This window comes from Pseudoalteromonas sp. NC201 (assembly GCF_002850255.1).
GTDB lineage: Bacteria > Pseudomonadota > Gammaproteobacteria > Enterobacterales > Alteromonadaceae > Pseudoalteromonas.
The window spans coordinates 4,082,987-4,103,257 of sequence record NZ_CP022522.1; the positions used below are offsets into that span (position 1 = coordinate 4,082,987).

Annotated in this window: 17 protein-coding genes; all 17 read right to left on the bottom strand. The window is 38.3% G+C overall.

What is annotated here, in order from left to right:
• Window positions 1-22: 22 nt before the first annotated feature.
• Window positions 23-2,872, bottom strand: a complete 2,850-nt coding sequence (locus tag PNC201_RS17800) for an insulinase family protein (protein ID WP_102057808.1) — start codon at window positions 2,870-2,872, stop codon at window positions 23-25.
• Window positions 2,873-2,911: 39 nt separating this feature from the next.
• On the bottom strand, window positions 2,912-4,327 hold the full coding sequence (locus PNC201_RS17805) for a radical SAM/SPASM domain-containing protein (RefSeq protein ID WP_233525192.1): 1,416 nt from the start codon (window positions 4,325-4,327) through the stop codon (window positions 2,912-2,914).
• Window positions 4,328-4,408: 81 nt separating this feature from the next.
• Window positions 4,409-4,591, bottom strand: a complete 183-nt coding sequence (locus PNC201_RS17810; RefSeq protein WP_010607028.1) for a hypothetical protein — start codon at window positions 4,589-4,591, stop codon at window positions 4,409-4,411.
• A gap of 619 nt (window positions 4,592-5,210) precedes the next feature.
• Complete coding sequence (locus tag PNC201_RS17815; RefSeq protein WP_010607029.1) at window positions 5,211-5,774, bottom strand: hypothetical protein; 564 nt, start codon at window positions 5,772-5,774, stop codon at window positions 5,211-5,213.
• Window positions 5,775-5,874: 100 nt separating this feature from the next.
• On the bottom strand, window positions 5,875-8,811 hold the full coding sequence (locus tag PNC201_RS17820; RefSeq protein ID WP_102057810.1) for a S8 family peptidase: 2,937 nt from the start codon (window positions 8,809-8,811) through the stop codon (window positions 5,875-5,877).
• A gap of 292 nt (window positions 8,812-9,103) precedes the next feature.
• Complete coding sequence (locus PNC201_RS17825) at window positions 9,104-9,322, bottom strand: hypothetical protein (RefSeq protein WP_010607031.1); 219 nt, start codon at window positions 9,320-9,322, stop codon at window positions 9,104-9,106.
• A 127-nt stretch (window positions 9,323-9,449) separates the two neighbouring features.
• Entirely contained in the window at window positions 9,450-10,805 is a 1,356-nt protein-coding gene (locus PNC201_RS17830) for a radical SAM/SPASM domain-containing protein (protein ID WP_010607032.1), read from the bottom strand.
• A gap of 1,331 nt (window positions 10,806-12,136) precedes the next feature.
• A complete protein-coding gene (locus tag PNC201_RS23305) occupies window positions 12,137-12,274 on the bottom strand; it encodes a hypothetical protein (RefSeq protein WP_158299137.1) in 138 nt (45 codons plus the stop codon).
• Between the two features lie 1,358 nt (window positions 12,275-13,632).
• Complete coding sequence (locus PNC201_RS17835; protein WP_102057811.1) at window positions 13,633-13,869, bottom strand: hypothetical protein; 237 nt, start codon at window positions 13,867-13,869, stop codon at window positions 13,633-13,635.
• Between the two features lie 220 nt (window positions 13,870-14,089).
• Window positions 14,090-14,302: a hypothetical protein gene (locus PNC201_RS17840; protein ID WP_102057812.1), complete on the bottom strand. Its 213-nt coding sequence runs from the start codon at window positions 14,300-14,302 to the stop codon at window positions 14,090-14,092.
• 14 nt (window positions 14,303-14,316) lie between these two features.
• Window positions 14,317-14,520 carry a bacteriocin-like peptide gene (locus PNC201_RS17845; RefSeq protein ID WP_088532202.1) on the bottom strand — a complete coding sequence of 68 codons (204 nt, stop codon included), beginning with the start codon at window positions 14,518-14,520 and terminating at the stop codon, window positions 14,317-14,319.
• Window positions 14,521-15,409: 889 nt separating this feature from the next.
• Window positions 15,410-15,610 (bottom strand): hypothetical protein, encoded by a 201-nt coding sequence (locus PNC201_RS17850; protein WP_102057813.1) that lies wholly within the window; start codon window positions 15,608-15,610, stop codon window positions 15,410-15,412.
• A 24-nt stretch (window positions 15,611-15,634) separates the two neighbouring features.
• Window positions 15,635-15,775 carry a hypothetical protein gene (locus tag PNC201_RS23310; RefSeq protein ID WP_158299138.1) on the bottom strand — a complete coding sequence of 47 codons (141 nt, stop codon included), beginning with the start codon at window positions 15,773-15,775 and terminating at the stop codon, window positions 15,635-15,637.
• A 301-nt stretch (window positions 15,776-16,076) separates the two neighbouring features.
• Window positions 16,077-16,214 carry a hypothetical protein gene (locus PNC201_RS23315; RefSeq protein WP_157782772.1) on the bottom strand — a complete coding sequence of 46 codons (138 nt, stop codon included), beginning with the start codon at window positions 16,212-16,214 and terminating at the stop codon, window positions 16,077-16,079.
• 87 nt (window positions 16,215-16,301) lie between these two features.
• Window positions 16,302-18,530 (bottom strand): peptidase domain-containing ABC transporter, encoded by a 2,229-nt coding sequence (locus PNC201_RS17855; protein ID WP_010604133.1) that lies wholly within the window; start codon window positions 18,528-18,530, stop codon window positions 16,302-16,304.
• On the bottom strand, window positions 18,530-19,774 hold the full coding sequence (locus PNC201_RS17860; RefSeq protein WP_010604134.1) for an HlyD family secretion protein: 1,245 nt from the start codon (window positions 19,772-19,774) through the stop codon (window positions 18,530-18,532). The genes PNC201_RS17855 and PNC201_RS17860 overlap by 1 nt, the downstream gene beginning before the upstream one ends.
• Window positions 19,774-20,118 (bottom strand): hypothetical protein, encoded by a 345-nt coding sequence (locus PNC201_RS17865; RefSeq protein ID WP_010604135.1) that lies wholly within the window; start codon window positions 20,116-20,118, stop codon window positions 19,774-19,776. Before PNC201_RS17865 ends, PNC201_RS17860 begins: the two co-directional genes overlap by 1 nt.
• Window positions 20,119-20,271 lie beyond the last annotated feature (153 nt).

Here is a 20,271-nt window from a genome sequence, read left to right on the forward strand (position 1 = left end):
CTGGCCTGCGTTACAGCAGAATTTATTCTTCAAATTCAAAGTATTCACTATTAGAATTCGGGCCTTTAATTTGAAGCAATTGCACTTCACCCTGATAGTCAATTAATAATTGCTGATAGGCTTGAATAATTTGTGACTTATTCACACGCTTCAGATAATGTATCAGCTCATCTCGAGAACTAAAATCGAGCCTACCACTCAACCAATCTTCGAAGTAACGCTGAGATTCAATAAATACATTTTCAGGCTGCTTTTCTAAACTGACAAGCAATCCATCTTTAACAACCTCAAACTCCTTCTCATCCATTTTTTCAAGTCCTTGATAAAATGACATAATGAAATTATCAAACTCGGACTTAATCTTTGGTAACGAGGTATTTGCACTTTCAATAAATAAACTGAAAGCAGGATAATCATGTACCTTAAACGCTTTACTCCCTACCGCATAAGCCATTTGCTTTTCAGTTCTCAAAGTATTGAATATTGAGCTATTAAAAAACTGGTTCAACACCATAAGCGCAGCATACGTGGGCGCGGATTTTTCGGCGTAAATATAACTCTCTCTATAATAAACGTTATCCAGTGAAGAGCGCTGTTTATCATTCGTCATATAACCTTTTTGAGGAGCATATTTGGTTGTAATCTGTGGCTTTTGGGTCTGGGATGTTGGACCAAAAGTTTCTCTTACTTTATACGCAAGACTTTGCACATCAACTTGGTCATAACCACCAAATGCAAATATATCGATGTAAGTGTTACTTACTAACTTATTGTGAAAACTAGCTAATTCCTTGGTATTAACTTGCTTAAGTTGTGCGATAACCTGCTCTGTTGTCCACAACATCGCTTCAGTCTTAACTTGTCGACCAAAATGCAGTTCCGACTGGTACGCAAGCGGCAATTTATCTAGATTTTCTAAAGATTCTAAATACAACTTTTTCGCAGCTTCAAGTCTAGATTCCGAAATTTCCATGCCGGTAATTTCTTTAAAAAGCTGCTCAGCATAATAATCTTGCTTTCCTGTTTTCCCTGAGAGAGTGATCGCTAAATTTCCTTGCGCATTCTGCATCGCCATCAGGTTTATCTGATGCCTTTGTTGAGCACGAGTCCCCAACCTTTGCAGCTCTCTTATCATCATCACATTTAACAAGTTCAGCATTGTGTGATTTTTCACATCTTGATTAAGTATTGCACTTTCAATGGATATACCTAAAACGCCCTGACGCTGTGTAAAATGTTCACTATTTTTCAACCAAGCACTAATACCCTTTGATGCAACAACTTGGCTAGGTAGCTCGTTACTTTGCTTAACAAGCTGTGTAGCAACCTCTTCTTCTACAGAAGGCGAATGCAACTTAAAGTTCAACCCTGAATCTGCATAACTGTTTTTCGCCGAATCGGACAAAGGAGCAACATGGTAGCTACCTTGTGCATATTGCAAAGAAGTGCCCGTTTTTTCATCGTCGCTAATGTGCCATATTCTGGCTTTCTCTAAGGTGAGATTAGATAAACTTTCGCGGATGACTGCTGAATTAAAACCTTTAAAATAAGTATCAAAATGAAGGATATCGCGAGCAGGTACAGTTTGCATCATACGACTAAACTGCATTGCCAAATGAAGCGCGGGAGGCTTTTGGTAGCTCTCAAATTGACCACTAAGCATTTGTTTTAGCTCAGCGGCATATCCTTCAGTTATCCCAGTTTCCTTAATGAGTTCAACGTAATCAAAAAATGCTGCGACTATTTTTTCCTGATGCATCTTGCCTTTTTCAGTCAACATAAATTGTACCAGCGCAGTACCCTCAAGGCCGTAGCTATTGGGTATCAACATAGGTAGCATCATTTCAATTAACCCTTGCTCAGTCAGCGTAGCAGCCAAGGACCCCGGTTCTTGAGAAGCCAATAACATTTGAATGTACGCATTTGGCTTAAATTGCCAATTAGCAAAGTTTGAAGACAATGGAAACTGTAATAGTAATAGATCGGTAGCAACTTTGGTTTGGAGCTTGATTTCTTGGCCTAGCGTAGCTTCTGTAAATACCGGTGTTGAGATAATTGGGGGTTCAACCTGTAAGTTTTTTATTTTTGCAAAGTGCTTTTTGGCTAACGATTTTAATTCGCCAGTCGACTCCCCTCCCACTAGCGTCACTGTCATTAAGTTTGCAGAGTAATACTGCTTGTAAAAGTTAGCCATCGCTGCATAGAGGTCATTCTTATTTGATTTACTCTTTAATGAAGCTTTATTGCCTGCACCGAACTTTCTAATTGGATGCTCTGGATTAACGGTTACGGCGGCCGTACGGTTAATCACGAAGCTATCTTGTTGCCTCAATCGTTGCCACTCTTGATCTACTGCATTGATTTCATTATCAATATTTTCTTTATCAAAAAGAGGATTAACGATTGCATCACTAAGCATCGTCAATGCAGTATCAAATTTATCTTGCGGTAAACTAAAGAAGTAACTCGTCATTTGCAATTCAGTGGCGGCATTATATTGTCCGCCATGCTTGCTAATAAAATCCTTCAATGCATTTGGCTTAGGGTAAGCCTTAGATCCCTGAAAGATCATATGTTCCAGAAAGTGCGCCAGCCCTTGATAAGATTCAGGGTCATGATATTGGCCAACACCAACCGTCAGACTTACAGCAGCTTCTGAAATACTGGGGTCTGAGACAACCACAACTCGTAGGCCATTTTCCAATACGAGCTCATCATAACTTCTGTCATCTTGCACACTTTTGATAAATTGAGACTGTGCAATATCAGATGGTACAGCAGAAGTCAGTTGCGTTATCGTAGTATTTTTTTGTGCTGTAGCATTAAGAGAAAGTAATGCCAAAGCGACTAAAGACAATCTGTTGTTAAACATAACTCACATACCTCTAAAATTTATCGGTGTTATAATTACTTAGGCTGGCACAGCGCTAGACATCAGTGCTTCTCGTTTGGTTTTATCGAACCAAGGAGATTCCTCTTTAGGTACAATACCTGAGTCAACGTATTGCTTCATAACAAGGCCCCTTTCAGTAAACAAACGCCTGACCAAATTGGGGTCCGCTTCAAGCCAATTTTCAGGAAATTGCGCCTGTGCTAAGCTGAATACAGAAGTATCCTGTGGATCTAAAGGTTTGAAATCTTCAACAACTAAATCAAATACCCCATGATCAAATGGGTCTCCAGACGCTTTTTCTCGAATGAAAAACCTTTCTTGTTTACCTCTTACTGCCATCTTTACAGCTCTGTGGTGGCAATATGGGTTATTTCCACGCTTGCCAAAGAATACATGAGAGGTCCAGTTACAACCGCCACGACAAACCTTTGCAAATTCGCAGGTTGCACACTCTCCCCAAAGGTGTTTGGTCGCATCTTCAGGTTTATTAATATCGTTGAATCTAAGCTCATCAGTATTTTCATAGATATCGCGTAGTGAACGCTCTCTAATGTTACCGCCAGTGTATGCATTTGTTGGTAATGAAGGACAGCCCTTAATGCTCCCATCAGCTTCTATACCGAGTGTATTCTGGCCGGCTCCACAACCTCTATAAAAAGCCCATTCAGAATGAGTGGATTTATTATCTCGAAGCTGACGTTCATAAGGTCCAAAGTAACCAATGTTATTGCCTGCTTGCACAGCTAAGCCATCACGCCTACCTCTAACAGATAGAAAGTTAATTAGAGGGAAAACGTCAAGTAACTCATTCGGCTGTAATAGCATTTCATCATTATCTGCAGCATTACCCATAGGTACTGTTAGCTGCAATTGCCATGCTCTAGCCCCCACATCTACAAGTTTCTGGTAAAGCAAAGGCAGTTGCTTTGCCGAATAACGATTTATCTGAGTATTACAACCAACATTAATTCCTACGTTGGTCAATCGTTCAATTGTCAGGAAACATTGCTTCCAAGCTCCAACTTTTCCTCGGAGCAAATCATGTTCTTTTTCTAATCCATCAATAGAAACAGAAACTGTTGAAATACCAGCCTGCTTCATACGTTTAGCTGTTCCTTCAGAAATACCAAAGCCGCCAGTTGTCATTGATGCTTTCATACCCAAGCGGGTAATTTCAGCAGCTATCATCAACCAGTCTGGGCGCATAAAGGCTTCACCACCAATCAGTGAAACTTCCTTAATGCCTAGGTCAGCCATTTGATGGACCAAATCTAATGCTTCTGTTGTGGAGAGTTCATTTACTCTGCTGTCTCCTGCTCGCGAGCCACAATGACTACACGCTAAATTACATTTCAACGTAATTTCCCATACTGCATAAGTTTGGCGTGCTTCTTTTTTTATTTTTATTCCTGCACTATCCATATTGACTGACATATTTTTAACCCCTAGTAGCTCAAGTCTTATTGGTGGCGCATAACGCGCCACCAACACAATCACGATCTATTCGAAACGTTCTTAGAACTTTTCAAATGGAGGATCGATGATTACGCCGTATAACGGCTGAGGGCAAACCCACCAGTCACAAGGTGGTAATTTGTCATCACCAGGGAATTTGATAGGTGATAGACCACCTTCTACTTTTACAAGTAGTTCTTTTGCTTCGGTAACATCTTGCATATTTTGATGTAAGTCTTTCATTTTATTATCCTAATTTATTTTTAAAAAATAACATGTAGTTTGATTACCAAGTTTGAAGCTTCAAATGGAAGGCATCGCTAGATCTTCCAACCAACACAGAACCACTGTCCTTTTGTGGCGCTGAGATTGATACTATCTCGCTTTTTTTGGTAATCGATTTTCAGACAAAGTGGAGAAGTAGAGTTGAGTACAGCCACCTGCCAGACCGACTTAAAGTTGCAAAGTGTGAAAGGTAAATAACACATCTCTTCAATTCGGTATGGCTCAATATTGTTGCTAAAAAAGTTTTAAATCAAACAAAGGAAAAAAACAACTTAACTATAATTATCATAACTTTAAGCACCAACATTATGGCCAAATAAGAGTATATTATTGGTTTGATATTGATATTCAGCTAATGTAAAAATCAAACTAAACACTTTGACAGATGAGAGACAGTTGATGAGCCCCCCTTAATCATTCAGTGTCTATAACATGAGCGTACGGCCTAGAGAGATAAAATGATGATGGCCATTCAAAAGTATGACCTACTAAGATCAACAGTCGTGTGATGCGAAAGGAGTTTGGAAAAGTTTATGAATAATCTCGTAAGAGTGATGCTTACTATGTTTGGTACACTTCAATCCCAAGGCGAAACTCCGAGATCTAATCGGTGTTTTTTAATCACTTGAAGAAATGCTGCCAATTGCGATTCTGCTAGTCTCCAACATATACCCTTACTTAGATATTTATCCCTGCGTTGGTCTTTGTCCTGGCAATGTAAGCCAAATAAAGATGGCTCATGTTCATCTTGAAACACCAATAAGCTATCAAGGCTTTCAAAATCGATCGTTTTGTCTCGCAAAAACAGATAAGAAATCACAATCGTGCAATTCTTGACATCTAAAACCAACTTATTTTGAATCGTAACCAACAAGTAAAATCCAGCCGAGACCATAAAAGTGACACAGTATAAGCTAAACCAAAAAAGTATTTTAGGGTTACTGAGAAGTTCAGACTTAAACGCCGACGCTGCGCTCTGCGGTGAGTATATCCCCTCCGACATCCAAGCTGATATGCCGAAAAAAACGGCTAATGCAAATAATAGACGAGATACTTTAATTGAAAAGTAAAATTGCGTAGTGTTTACTTCATCTACCAGTGTAGACTCCCCTCGGGGAGAGGTTTGTATGTGATCGTCCACGATTGATGTTCCCTTTACTGCTATTTTTAAGTTGATATTACTGCAAACTATGGAAAATATGCAGCCACAAAATAACTAGCATTCCATGGCTGCTTGCCGATTACTGCTTACTCTTAATTAGTCCTACCGGACCGCTATGAGTTGTCGCTGTAAATTGTAAGCTTGGAGTTTCTAAATGGATTACCAACCCTAAACTAGCGGCAGAGATAGATTCATCCGAATTGACTCGACCATCCGCGTTAAGATCTTGCCAAACCATTAGACGGTCAAAATTGCTATCTAATGCGTCTATCTTCAAGTCGCGATTGCTATCTAATAGCAATAAAGTATCCAACTGAGTATCTGCATGACCAAAATGCACTTCATTAACACTGTCGAGCTCGCCGCTTCCGTTAAAGTCTATGAATAACATTCCGTCACTTTGACCTAAGGAAATCTCTCTGTCTGCTTGCGCGGACTGCCAGCGAACACCATTGTTATCTAGATCAAGCATAACAATGTACGTGTTATCAAGCAGATCGATGCTTCTCAGATGCTCTCGACATAACATATCGGGCCTAGTTACCCGCTGATAACCGCAGCGCATGTCATTGAGTATTTCATTTCCTTTATTCACGACTTTTTGATAATAGCTAGCAGCAGTCATCGCATCCTTGACATACGTATCGTAAACAAAATTTTCAACAGCTGTTTCAACACTATTACCAGCCGCGTAGCTGAACCCAACAGAGACTGCAGCCTTGCCAACAGCAACTACAGGGTTTTTACCTAACATTCGACCAACAGCATCGATCGTTTTACCAGTTTTAACGGCAACCACAAATGCAAGTGCCTCAGCTAACGCTTCTTGACCCTCACCATTCCAAGCGTGACTAAAGCCTTGTACGCCACTGTTGAGCCTATCGGCGAGTTTACCTAAGTTTTGAAGCATTCCATTGACTTGTTTATAGGCTGAACTATTTGGGTCTAGGCCATTTAATATTTGCTTTAGCTTCAACTGGAATTGCGCGACAACGTTAGTAATATCGCCTGCATCTTCTTTAAATTGTTTAGCTTCTTTCTCTTTTTGACTATTTTGATTACTTGATGATGAGCCGCCACCTCCGCCTCCGCCGTCAGAAAAACCTGAACCACCACCATAACCCCAGCTAATGAAGCCACCAAATCCGCCACCAGAATTACCTCCACCACAAGCTAGTGTGTAGCTTTCACATGAATAAACCACTGTGATTCGTTCTATTTCTGATAACTGGTAACCAGAACTGGCATAGTCACTATCGAAGTCTGCGGTATAACTAGGTTGAGTTTTATCGCACTCACCGATATAGCTCCACGCTTCATAATCACCATCGGAGAATAAAGGGTTTTGATTTTTTGACCAATAGCTCGCTTCATAAACAAAGCGGCCGAAAGCAACACGCTCCCCTTGTGTATACGCGCGATTACTATACCAAGAAGCAGGACAGTGATTTACACCTTGCTCCGGTAACTCAATCTCGCCATTTAATACTTGGTTTGCTTTATAAAAGTCGACTAATCCAAAACCAAATTTACCATCTCTGCCCTGTTGTCCCAGGTCTTCGGCACTGCCAAATAACGCTTGAATTAGCGTTTCTCTATCCACATTAGGGTTAGCTGATTTGAGCTTGGCTATACCAGCACTTACAATGGCTGCTGCTTGTGATGTGCCGGATAAAACAGCATACTCAGACTGATTTACATCAACCTGTAAATCGAATGTCTCTGAACTTCCGTGTGTTAACGTCAAGTTTGGAATAAGTAGAGTCGGGAAGCTTGTACTAAAATCGATCTTGCTAATGGTAGTATCTGCAATACCAACATCATAAGTAAATACTATCCCACTACCGTTAGCATCAGCGCATGTGTCTGTAGCATCTTTTAACCACTGCTTGCTTTCAGGGGATAGAGCATATTGTGTATCATGCTCATCCAATAGCGTTTTAGGCAGCGCTACCAAGCAATTTTCCACTAAGCTCAATTCATTTGGAAAGTCCTGAGTACCATTATCAATCTGAACAAAGTGCAGTTTATTTCCTACCTTATTGCTCACCGCAGTCACTCGATTACGATTCGTCATTGTCGAACGAATATTCACACCGGGCGCAACTAGATCAATACTGGCATTCTCAGCGGAAAAATATGCAAGATCCGTATTTTCATCGATCGCGCCAACGGCAATCACATTTCGATAAGCCGCTGGAAACGCTAGGTAGTCACCTTTATCTGATTGAGGTATCCCGTGATTTCCCGCAGCAGCAACAAAAATAATGTCTCTGTCATAGGCAAGTCTATCGATCACATCTCGAGTAGCAGATGAAAAGTATGGACTACTAAGCGACATATTAATCACTTGAGCACCTGAATTTGCACATTGCTCTATGGCACTAATTAGGTCTGAATCGCGGATAATAGAATTCTCACCATTAGCCGATCGTAGTAATTTTCGTACTTCAACGGATATTTCACCGTTCGCAAAAACAGGATCGGTAAGTAGTCCAGCGAGGTGAGTTCCGTGTCCAATCGCATCTTGATACCAGAAGCCTGCATACTCACTACTCAGCCCTGAAAATAACTGTGAGCTCAATTGGGAATGATTAAGTTGAACACCTGAATCGATCAGACACACTTTCGTTGTACCAACGGTCTGAACCTCCAGTTTAGAAAGCTTTGTTAACTGTTGCCAGTTAAGCTGATTTTGCGATTTATCACCCGCATTATGAGAAAGTAATTGAGGGAAATGATACCTATGATTTCCCTCAATCCGCAGTAAACCACCTTGATTAAGTGATTCTACAAGTAGAGAGTCAAGTTCATTCTGGGTAACGGTGAGAGAAGCATAAGTACGGATACCATCTGAAGATAACAGCGTTGACCGCGCAACAAATGCTGAGGGTAAATTTCCCTGAGTGTAGCTCACAACAATAGGTGTTGTATTCTCATCGGCTCCAGATGCATATATGTGCCCTACGGGCAAAAGTGCCAATAATAAACTTTGTGCAAGTTTACTAAATTTCATCTTCTATTCCTTTTTTATTATCTTTTTCAAAGTATTGAAGGGTTTATTCTATTTCCTATTCCACCATATGAAGTATTCAGCTAATAATTGAGAGACGCTTATTGGACAGTCGCTTGTTAAGTAGTCGTTGTGATTAAATCAAAAGACTAGAGCGCACGATTTGTCCAGAGCACTATCAACTAGTTAAGAAAGCCTAATGCTATTGCTGATGAAAATTTGTGACCCTAGTAAACAGTTGGGGTATGAGGTAACAAAGAGGCAAAAGAAATCTCTTCCGCCCCTTAAGCATTGCTTATTTCAAAGAGTACTTAGCTAAATCATATGGTGGGATCCAGATACCGTAAGACATTTGAAACGGAGGCTTTACTGGGTCAATAGGGTCTGGAATAACACGAGGAAAATCCCAAGGAACAGGTGTTAAGCCATTATCATGCAGTGTGCCACCTTCGACTAACTCAAGTAACTCGGCTGCATTATTCAGCTCTTGCATATCGTAGTTTTTATTTCTCATTTTATTTTCCTTATTACATTTATTGATAGAGCTTGTACTCTCGAGAGTATACTTTGCGGTAAACCGCTAAGTTTTGGTGCCTCTATCATTTACACCTAGAAGTCTGCCGCCACAGACTTTTATTCACTCACACAGCTTTAGCTAAACCTAACGCTCTGTATTGATGAATTGCATTTAATTTCTCGCTATTTAATCGCTCTCTCAGATTAGAGTCTGTCGCCAACCAAGAAGGAGGAAAATTTATACCCTGAATAGTGAAGCGATTTACGTTGTCATTAGATGTCGCAGAGATTGATTCTTCATAGATTTCGAATACACCGTGATCAAACGGGATACCTGAAGCCGCAACGCGCTGCTGAAAGCGCTCACGTAAACCGCTGGCGGCTAAAGTTAATGCTCGATGATGGCAATAAGGATTATTTCCTCGCTTTCCAAAAAATACATGAGCAGTCCAATTGCAACCAGCTCGGCACAGTTTCGCGTATTTACATCCCTTACAATTACCCCACAAATGTGCAATCGACGCATCGTCCATTTCTTGACTATTAAAATTCAGTTCTGGTGCATTTTCATAAATATCCTTCAATGTACGTTCCCTGATGTTACCCCCTGTATATTCTTCGCTCGGCAATGATGGACATCCCTTGATCTTGCCATCAGCTTCAATGCCGATAGCTCCTTGTCCTGCAACGCAACCGGTATAAAACGAGTACTTACTCTCTTGCATAAAAGTCCCTCTAAGCAAACGTTCATAAGGACCAAAATAACCAACATTATTACCAGGTTGAATTATGAGATCGTCTTTTCTGCCACGAACTGACAGCAACCCCAATAATGGATACAGATCGAGTAATTCATAAGGCTGCATCAACATCTCATTATTATCAGCCGCATTCCCCATTGGCACGGCCAATTGGATTCGCCAGTTTTTGACGCCGACATCAATTAATTTTTCGTACAATAAAGGAAGGTCCTTTGCGCTTTTTCTTGTTACTGTAGTATTTACTCCAGTATGTACTCCCAAATCTTTAAATTGAGATAATGTGGTGAAGCATTGGCTCCACGAATCAGACTTGCCACGAATACTATTATGCTCATCTTCAAGACCATCAATAGAAACTGAGACTGCTTCAATGCCCGCTTGAGCCATGCGCTTTGCGGTTCCTCTGGAAATGCCGTAACCTCCAGTCGTCATGGTGACTCTCATACCTTTATTTTTTATTTCTGACGCAATCATCAACCAATCAGGACGTAGATAAGCTTCGCCACCTATTAAGGTCACTTCCTTTACGCCTAGATCAGCCATCTGTTTGATTAAATCAAACGCTTCCGTAGTCGACAGCTCATCAGCTCGTTTATCACCCGCACGAGAACCACAATGACTACAGGCTAAGTTACACTTTAAGGTAATTTCCCACACAGCATAGGTGCTCCGATCATACTCTCGAACCTTCACACCAGCGTTTTCTAATGTATTTGTCATGCCTTATGCCCCATTTCAAACACGCCAAATGTCATAGCGTCTCAAACTTAGGTCCAATCATGTCAGTCAAAAATTTGTAAGGCAAATTACAATAAATAAATTTATTGTTTAAAAACAAAAGGATAAAAATAGCTTCTCAAAAAATAAGAGTTTGATAAAAATTAGCGGGATTTTTAGCTCTGTTTTCATTAAGTAATAATGAAGCAGGTTAACGCTTGAGAGATTAAGCACTCGAATTCAGATGATGGTATACGACCTCTGATGAAGCGGTTAAAAAGCAAACTGCTTACAGGTAATCCCACGGTGGGATCACATCATCTTTCAACAATGCATTGAGTAAAAAGCGATTTGTCAGAAAGCAAGCAACAAAATAATGGGTGCAGCCGTGAATAAGTGCATATTACTTATGCATTAAGCGCTGATAAATTACTAAAGAAACCAAACAGAAATGGCCAGAGCTTGCTGACTTAGTTGCAATTGATGGCCAAACAACAAGAATTGATACACACTTTTATCTATCCCCGTCCCTGAAGATGCGCAAATAATGCAACAAGAAGAAATTCTCCACCATTGGTACATAGAAAGTCAGCAACATTAGGTGCTAGGCTTGACGACGAATTCAGAGAGAAACTCTTCTAGAGTTAGTTTTGTTAAAAAATATGCTCTCACCTCAAGTAATCAATGCTAGAGAAGCGTTCTAACAATGTATCAACTTGCATAAATAGTCTGCTTATCTTAAAAAGCTCTGTAAAAGCATAGTCTTATGTCAAGATCAGAGCGGGATCGAACTAATAAAGTATTAAATTTAGATTATTTAACGTTAATTTTAAAAAACCGAAAATAGCGAGTGCTAATATCACCATACCTTCAATATAGTCTTCTTCAAGAATCAGCCTCACAGCTAACAAAACCGTCATAACTTCGATTAAAAATAAAGAGCGACTCCACCAGCTCTTGCTAGGTAGATCAAAGGAAAAGTCCAGTCGGGAAAATTTCTTTTATAGGTGTTTTCACCCTTCTTAAAGGTATAAAATTATCATTTTCATCAATTACCTTTATATCAACAGAAAAAATCTGGATAAAATAGTATTTTCAAACCCTCTAGGTGTTGTAATATTTAATTCATTATTCACCCCAACGTATCCTACTCATTTCTTAGACGATAAATTTCACCTCCATTAAAAAATAAAAAATGAAGCACCACCAAACCAATGATTCTCCAACATATAATAATCATCTCCATACTTAAATAGCATCTTAATGAAATTTAATAATCACATAAAAATGGTCCGCAACCTCGAAAAATCGAGGCTGTGAACACTAATTTAAAATTAATCAATTGCTATAGCTAGCCTGTAGACGGCATAAGCAAACTTAGCTTTAGATATCACATACGAACCTGCCATAACTGCCAACGGAACAGCACCACCATTTACTTGACCAACTTCATTTGCATTTAACTTGTACATTTTACACTCCATAATTTAATGATTTTTAATTTGAAGAATCACCATTTAAATTTCAAATGATAGACTTACAAACATAAATTTATGATAAATTAAAAATTATACTTCCCCAACAAAACTTCCCCTAATTATAGAGCTGACCTTAAAAATATAAAAACTTCATTGAAAAACTTAAAACATATAAAAACATAAAAATCATTCACCCATAAACGGATAAACATAATTAACTTTAGCCCACAAAGCCAAATTAAAGCTCTACTTTTCTTATCAATCAGTAATTAGTCGAACTAAAAAAGTAATCAGAACCTCTTATGCTTTAAATTCAATTCTCGTTATTTCCTATCATCTTTAAATCGCTCACTGTCAACTTTCACCAAAAACAATAATTACAGTGAAAAGGGGAAGTGAAAATTCGTCCTGCGACAAACTCTAATTTCAAAAAGTATCACGGTCAAATCTGACAAAAGAACATAAAACCTTAAAAAACAACAAGATAATAAAACAATAACAAAGTTATAACCTTTAAATAATAGTAGAGAATTTAAAATCCGTGACGCAAAAAGATCAAGCTTAAAGACTCGGACGCATAACATTACGCTACTGAACCAGGCTATCGGCTCTACATCGCCAATACAACGCATTGATAGTGAGTAGATTTTAATGTCGTTTATTTATTAACCCCACCTTGAAACCTTTGCTTGAAAGGTTATCATAATAGATGTTAAAGGTTTTATTTAAGCTCCTAATATAATAACTAAATCACTAAATCACTAAATCACTAAATCACTAAATCACTAAATCACTAAATTCAAATTATTTAATATTAACCTTTAAAAACCTAACAATATCGAGCATTAATATCAACACAGCTTTAATATAACTTCATTTAACAACCAGAAACACAGCTAACAAAAGCGTAATAACTTCGATTAAAAATAGAGTTCGACCCCACCAGCTCTTGCTAGGTAAATTAAAGGAAAAGCCTAGTAGGGGAAAATATCTTTTGTAGGTTTTTTACTCTTCTTAAAGGTATAAAACTTTAATTTTCATCAATTCTTCCCAATACCAAAAGAAGTTAAAATTAATTAACAAAACTCCTTTGAAAGCTTGAGACTCAAACTTTAGGCTATTTTCAGGGTTGATACGTTATTGAAAATTAATAGAATATTACCTTACTTCAGGTTAAACTGTTTGAAAGAAAAAATTAATGAGGGGTTGAAGCGACCTAAGTAGATGTATGAAAATATTATGTCTGCTACGATTGTTCGCCAGCTAGAGCGATATCATAGTTCCAAAGAGGTAATCGTTATTTTTTACAATCATTGAATAAAAAACCTCAATCCAAAACAAATATAAAAACATTAACTAAAATTTATAGTCACAAAAAAACCTTTTTCAACTAAGGAATCATTCAACTCACTATTTTTAATTTCACTTTTAATACCAAAAAAGTAATCAACATCAACATCTTCCATCGCATCTTTAAATTCTATATTAACTTTTCTATCAGAAACATCTAAAGATTTTATTTCTCTACACTTGAACCTCCTAACAAAAGGAAATGTATAACAATATAGCTCATTATTTTTTACTCTCATAGGGACTCTCCCCCTATAAAATACAAATAAGAATATAAAAATGAAAAGAAACAATTGGACAGAGTAATTGATGATACCACTATCCGAAACTGAAAGCCTCAAAATTGGTATTAAGAAAATTGTTAATGTTATTAATAAATTACACAAGAAAAAGCTCAAATTTCTACCCCTACATAAATTTATAAACGTTGGGGCTTATTAAGCCCCAACACTCAGCTTTTTAGTAGCAAGCATAAGCACCGACGATCATGCCAAATGAACCGCCTAGCGAGCTACCACCAATAGCACCTGGGCCAGCTCCAAAACCAAAACCGCCAAAGAATCCAGCAGCACCACCAACAGCACCACCAAGAAGCGCGCCACCAGCAGCAAATTTACCCATGCAGTCGCCGCCTGAAACTTCTTTACACTCGTTAAGTTTAATTTCTAACATTATCATTTTCCCTATTATTTAAGACAAACAGCAGTGCCAAAAGTTACACCGATATTGAATCCCCACATAGCTCCACCGGCCATACCAACAGGGCCTGAGATACCACCGCCAATAAAGCCACCAAGAGTACCTAAGGCACCAAAGCCAGTAACACATGCGGCCTCAGCAAACCCAGCACCTTTAACTTCAATGATCTGATTTTTATTAATTTCTTTCATCTTTCTTCTCACATTAATTAAAACTTAAATTTCCAGCTACCAATTCCGCCAAAGCAGGTAGCCCTTAAAAAGGAGTGAATTAAATATTCAACTCAAACCGAACTTTAGATATAAAAAATAAATAAGTCAAATTATAAAAATACAATTTAACCTTAAAAAACATAAGCATAGTTTAGAATTATAAATTGATAACATTTAAATCATAAAAAATCAGTAATAAGATACCAGCCGTACCTATAAAGGGTTGGAAAAATCTCCTAAGAACTCTCTGAAACTCGAGAAATTCAACTTTTGGAATTTTTCATGATGACCTTTATTACAATGATACACTGTCGGAATATTAAAAATTCATAGACAAAGTGTCTGATATAGAAAATTGAGGCAAACGAGAATAAGGTGGTATAAATATGATGTTTTATATCTCATATCTATTAAAAATTTAAGATAGGGTCATACATAGGACAGCCAAGGAGGTTTGCGTAATTTTAAAGTAAAACCTGAATCTCAAATAGTATCGTGGAACCTCCGAAACTGCTAAGAAATTGTAGGCAGACTGAGATATTTAATATCAGTTACTGAAAACTCGCGGGGAATTTTCAAGGTATAAGGGATTAGATAAACCCATTTAGAATGGTCAAATGAATATTCCGTATACACAAATTAAGACTCAACTGTTAGACTTAACGATGAACTATAAAAACATTTAGCCACCCAAGTTTTATAATTAATGTTTTTAAGCAGTGTGATTGTTAATTTAGGGGTTAGGGGTTAGGGGTTAGGGGTTATTTTCCATTTTTATTTGTAAAAAACATCAATTAAATTTTACGGTCAAAAGTTTTCTCACCATCTATTTATTAGGGCGCTCTAAACGACCGCCCCAATAAAAATATTAAAGAAGAGGATCTGAATAATAATGCAGGTCAGAGCCTCTGTAAGTTCCAGGATAACTCATAGGTGAGCGAAAGCCGGAATTACTATTCCACTGATCTATAGTTCTATACATCGCCACCCCTGATACAGCAATCCTAGGTAAAGACCATAGAATACCACCATCTACGTTTTTAACGTCGTTAATTTTTAGTTCTTTCATTTTTAATTCCTTATTAAGTTTTAATTATCTCATCTTTCTTTCATGCGCCCATTTAGCGGACTGATAAACACTATAAACTAGAGCTATATCTTTCAAAACAAAAATAGCTAAAGGAGCTAAACCACCATTTACTAACTTCGTTTGAACTTCATTAATTTCTCTCATCTTTTCCTCACATTATTTATTTTTAAAAAATTAAACTTCCATCCCGCCAGAAGTGGAAGTTCCAAAGCGGGTCAGCAAGACCCACATACAAAATATACATTTACAAACAAAAAAAATCAAGTGAAAATAAAATAATACAACCACAAAAACCATTATTAAAATATAAATAACAAAAAACTATACATTATAAAAATGACACAACTAAAACATACATAATCGCTGATACCACTATCAACATTTCAAACTCCAAAAGTTCATCAATAGTAAATAAAACCCCATAAAAGGGGTTTTTAGTTTCACCTTAAAAATAAGTCGTGATATCGATAGGCCCTAAGCATGGGTCTGAAGGATAAAACGGCCCTTGATACCTTGGCGCTGTTGTAGGCAGGGAAGTACTGCCGCCATAAATTTTTTCTAATTGATATGTTAATTCAATCATTTCTCGTACCTTTTGATTAGTTTTGTTCATTTTATTTTCCTTATTACCTCAAGCTCCCGAGTGAGAGTGATTACTCGAAATCGTTTACTAGCTCAGAACAAATTCTCCACCAGCAGAAGTATCTGTATAAGGCTCATTTTCAATATTTAACTTACACACAGGTGCTTGTGTTGATTCACCCATAGGCATTTTCCTAGCCTCATAAATATCCTTATCCACCTCAACAGCTTCACCGTATCGAAGCTCGATCACACGATCAGCACTGGCTATGGTTTCAGGGCGGTGAGCGATAATGATACGAGTTATATCTAAAGACTTAACTGCAGTATTAACTGCATATTCAAGCTTGGTATCAAGATTACTCGTAGCCTCATCCATAAATAAAATTTTAGGTTTGCGATATAACGCACGAGCTAATAGTAGGCGCTGAATTTGACCACCAGATAGTGCAGCTCCCATGTCACCAACCAGCGTGTTATAACCCATAGTCATATTAGCAATATCTTTATCTATAGCTGCAACCTGAGCAGCCCACTCTACTTGCTTCATATCTAACTGCGGATCAAAAAATGAGATGTTATCGGCTATTGATCCAGATAGTAGCTGATCATCTTGCATTACTCCGGCTATTTGAGAGCGATAGCTACCTAAACCTAATTGACGAATATCTTGATTATCAACCAATACCTTTCCATCATCAGGCTCAAAAAGTCCAAGCATAATTTTTGCGAGCGTTGTTTTACCACAACCAGAAGGGCCTATTATTGCAACAGATTCACCAGCTTCAATTTGCAAATTAAGTGATTTAAAAATAGGTGCGTCTTTTTGATTATATTTATAGGCAATATTTTGTAGCTCAATCTTTCCCGTTAATGGAGAGCCTGATATTTTTCGCTCAATATCTTGTTCTTTATCTGTGAGTGTAATATCACCTAAGCGATTGAAGTGCAGGTTCAGCATTTTAAATTCAATGGCTTTCTCAACAAGACCTGCCATTTTTTCTACGAACTGTCTTTTATATGCCATAAAGGCAAATAACATCCCTACCGTTAGGTCGCCATCCATCACTAATAAAGCAGCAAAATAGATAACCAGTACGTTTTCAACGCCAAAAATAACTTTATTTACTGCTTCATACCCGATATTTAAATGTCCAACGCGTATACCTGCGTTCAGACTATCCGCATATTTATTATGCCAAACACTTTGTCTTTGTACTTCACGACCAAATAGCTTTATCGTTTGTATTCCGCGAATGGTTTCCATGAAGTTAGATTGCTCTTTTGCAGAATTCACAATGACTTCTTCCGACATTTGCCTCAATGGTCGGTACATTGCAATTCTGAAAATGGCATATAACACAATGGCAACTAGCACTACGAAGCTCAATTTGGGGCTGTAAATAAAAATCATCACTAGTGTGGCAATTGCCATAATACCATCGATGATAACTTCAATTACTCCCTGAGTTAGTAGGTCTTTCACTTGTTGTAATGAGCCAAAACGCGAAACCACATCACCAATATGGCGCTTTTCAAAGTACTTTAAAGGTAAGCGTATTAAATGATAAAACAGGTTGGAGCCAAGCTGTATACTCATCAAGTTTCCAAAGTGTAATAGCAAAACACTCCGAACGGCACCAGTTATCATTTCAATTAGCATAAGAAGGCCAAAGCCTATCGCCAATATCGCGAGTAAGTTCTTGTCGTAGCTGAGCACAACTTCGTCGACAACTAACTGCATATAGTAAGGACTTGCAATCGCGAACGCCTGGAGTAATACCGATAAAATAAACACTTTACCAAGTGTTGATTTCATCCCAGTCACCTTGCTCCAAAAGTCAGATAACTTCAAGTTTACTCTCGTATCCTCAGAGCGAAACTCCTCTGTTGGATTTAGCTCTAAAGCAACACCAGTAAAATGCTTAGAAAACTCGCTTAATGTATATTTTCGTAAACCAACTCCAGGGTCATGTATTTCGACTCCGCGACTTGAAACTTTTTTTAATACCACAAAGTGGTTCATATCCCAATGTAAAATGCAGGGGGTCTTGAGCTTAGGTAGATGCTCTAAGTCTAGCCGTAGTGCTCTTGTGCTAAACTTTAACTTATCAGCAATCTGCATCAACTCTTCTAAATTTGCTCCTTTGAGCGATATTTCGTGTTCACGTCTAAGCGAAGTGAGATCGGTTTTATGACCATGGTATGCCGCTACCATAGCTAAGCTAGCTAAACCACATTCAGCGGCTTCAGTTTGCAAGATCACAGGTAGACGCTTATTGCCACTAAATCTCAATAAATGCATAGGATTTTCCATTACAACGCTCCTTTGATGCTGTAAATTGGTTCAAATAACCACTCAAATAATGAGCGACTATCAACCATAATGTCGGCTTCTAGTAACATTCCAGCTTGGAGCGGAACTGTCGCGCCATAGGCATTAGCAGACTGAGATTTAAGACTTACAACTACTTGATATACCGGTTCTCGCAAAGATACAGGGGCATTTGCTTCATTAGGTAATAAAATTGATTTAGAAACTGTATTAATATGCCCTTCATATATGCCAAAGCGCTGATATGGAAATGCTTGGTAACGGATCCGAGTAAGCTGCTCGGGTTTTACAAAGCCATAAGCTCTCGTTGGCACAAACAAAATAGCTTCCAACTCCGCATTATGCGGCAAGACAGTCATTATGGGAGTTTGTCCATTTGCAACCATCCCCGGTTTAACAAGTAGATTGCTAACTTTGCCATCCATTTGGCTCAGTATATTGTAGCTCTGCTGGCCTTGTGCTTGTCTGATTTGTTGGTTGATACTTGCGAGTTGTGACTGAAGGCTTACTTGTTTTTCTCGATGATCTATAGGTAACTGCGCTAGCTCATATTGAAGTTGACTCATCTGTTCTCTTTGACTGGATAGCCGCGACAACAGCTCTTCTTGCTGCTGAGTAATTGCTAATAAGTTGTCTTTTTGAGTCTTTAAGTCATTACCTGAGGCAAACCCCTTTGTGATAAGTGCTTCTGTATTTTTGACTCGCTCATCGCTAAGCGCTACTCGCTCGGATAGTAGTCGTAACTGGTTTTTAGCCTTTTCTAGCTGAATTGATAAACTTGCGATCTGAGACTCAAGTTTATCCTGATTCATATCTCTCAACTTTATTTGATTCGCAAGATTTTCTTGCAATAGCTGCTTTTGCTTTTCCAACTCAGTGACAATCGCGGCATTCATGTCTGCACCAGAAGTCAGTACCCGCTCCATACGAATCGTTGCGAGCACTTCACCTTTCTTAACAGACTGACCTTCTTCTACCAGGACCCTATCAACTACCCCTGTGCCGAGCGGATAAATTTTGCTAACCCCCTGAGTTGGTCTCAGGTAACCAGAAACCACTTCTTTTCTGTGGTACTCTCCTAGGAATAAATAAGCGCAACCTATAACTACGATAAGTACAATTACACCTAGTATCCAGTTGAATGACATATGAGTCGCGAGGGTAACTTCACCATCTAGTTTATGCCCTTGATGTAATAACGCTTCTTTTCTGAATAAGTCAGACATTATGCCACCTTATTGTCAGGCAACGCTGCAGAGTTAAAAATTCTCCATTCGTCGTTATCACGCGTCATCATGTGAACGTTGCTTGATACCTGAACAACTTCATTACCTTCAATTGTCGCTTCAAACCTTAAGCTATCTCGCACAATTAATAGGTCAGGTTGCTTTGAGATAAGCTCAACACCTTGTAATGAAAGTTTGAACTTAAATTGCTGTCTCATACCAGAAAACTGCTGATAATTTGCTTCAATAAGTGGAGAGTTACTACAATAAAATTGCGCTAAGTTATCTAACTCACCATTACATATTAGTTCGTAGTAATTATTAAAGTATTCTTCTAACGTCATTTTTAGTGCCTATTCAAACTAATAAAGTGGTTTGATAATGCCTATAGTTCACTTACATTTCAAACAAGCAAAAAAACAAAAATAACCATAACTAACAACAAGTTGACTCAAAGCATTATGAAAGGATATGGATATTATTTGATAATATTAGGG

Bases quoted from the DNA above. Each gene is read 5' to 3' on its own strand.
- PNC201_RS17800 (WP_102057808.1), bottom strand. From the start codon at position 2,872: ATGTTTAACAACAGATTGTCTTTAGTCGCTTTGGCATTACTTTCTCTT.
- PNC201_RS17805 (WP_233525192.1), bottom strand. From the start codon at position 4,327: ATGTCAGTCAATATGGATAGTGCAGGAATAAAAATAAAAAAAGAAGCA.
- PNC201_RS17810 (WP_010607028.1), bottom strand. From the start codon at position 4,591: ATGAAAGACTTACATCAAAATATGCAAGATGTTACCGAAGCAAAAGAA.
- PNC201_RS17820 (WP_102057810.1), bottom strand. From the start codon at position 8,811: ATGAAATTTAGTAAACTTGCACAAAGTTTATTATTGGCACTTTTGCCC.
- PNC201_RS17825 (WP_010607031.1), bottom strand. From the start codon at position 9,322: ATGAGAAATAAAAACTACGATATGCAAGAGCTGAATAATGCAGCCGAG.
- PNC201_RS17830 (WP_010607032.1), bottom strand. From the start codon at position 10,805: ATGACAAATACATTAGAAAACGCTGGTGTGAAGGTTCGAGAGTATGAT.
- PNC201_RS23305 (WP_158299137.1), bottom strand. From the start codon at position 12,274: ATGTACAAGTTAAATGCAAATGAAGTTGGTCAAGTAAATGGTGGTGCT.
- PNC201_RS17835 (WP_102057811.1), bottom strand. From the start codon at position 13,869: ATGAGAGTAAAAAATAATGAGCTATATTGTTATACATTTCCTTTTGTT.
- PNC201_RS17840 (WP_102057812.1), bottom strand. From the start codon at position 14,302: ATGTTAGAAATTAAACTTAACGAGTGTAAAGAAGTTTCAGGCGGCGAC.
- PNC201_RS17845 (WP_088532202.1), bottom strand. From the start codon at position 14,520: ATGAAAGAAATTAATAAAAATCAGATCATTGAAGTTAAAGGTGCTGGG.
- PNC201_RS17850 (WP_102057813.1), bottom strand. From the start codon at position 15,610: ATGAAAGAACTAAAAATTAACGACGTTAAAAACGTAGATGGTGGTATT.
- PNC201_RS23310 (WP_158299138.1), bottom strand. From the start codon at position 15,775: ATGAGAGAAATTAATGAAGTTCAAACGAAGTTAGTAAATGGTGGTTTA.
- PNC201_RS23315 (WP_157782772.1), bottom strand. From the start codon at position 16,214: ATGATTGAATTAACATATCAATTAGAAAAAATTTATGGCGGCAGTACT.
- PNC201_RS17855 (WP_010604133.1), bottom strand. From the start codon at position 18,530: ATGGAAAATCCTATGCATTTATTGAGATTTAGTGGCAATAAGCGTCTA.
- PNC201_RS17860 (WP_010604134.1), bottom strand. From the start codon at position 19,774: ATGTCTGACTTATTCAGAAAAGAAGCGTTATTACATCAAGGGCATAAA.
- PNC201_RS17865 (WP_010604135.1), bottom strand. From the start codon at position 20,118: ATGACGTTAGAAGAATACTTTAATAATTACTACGAACTAATATGTAAT.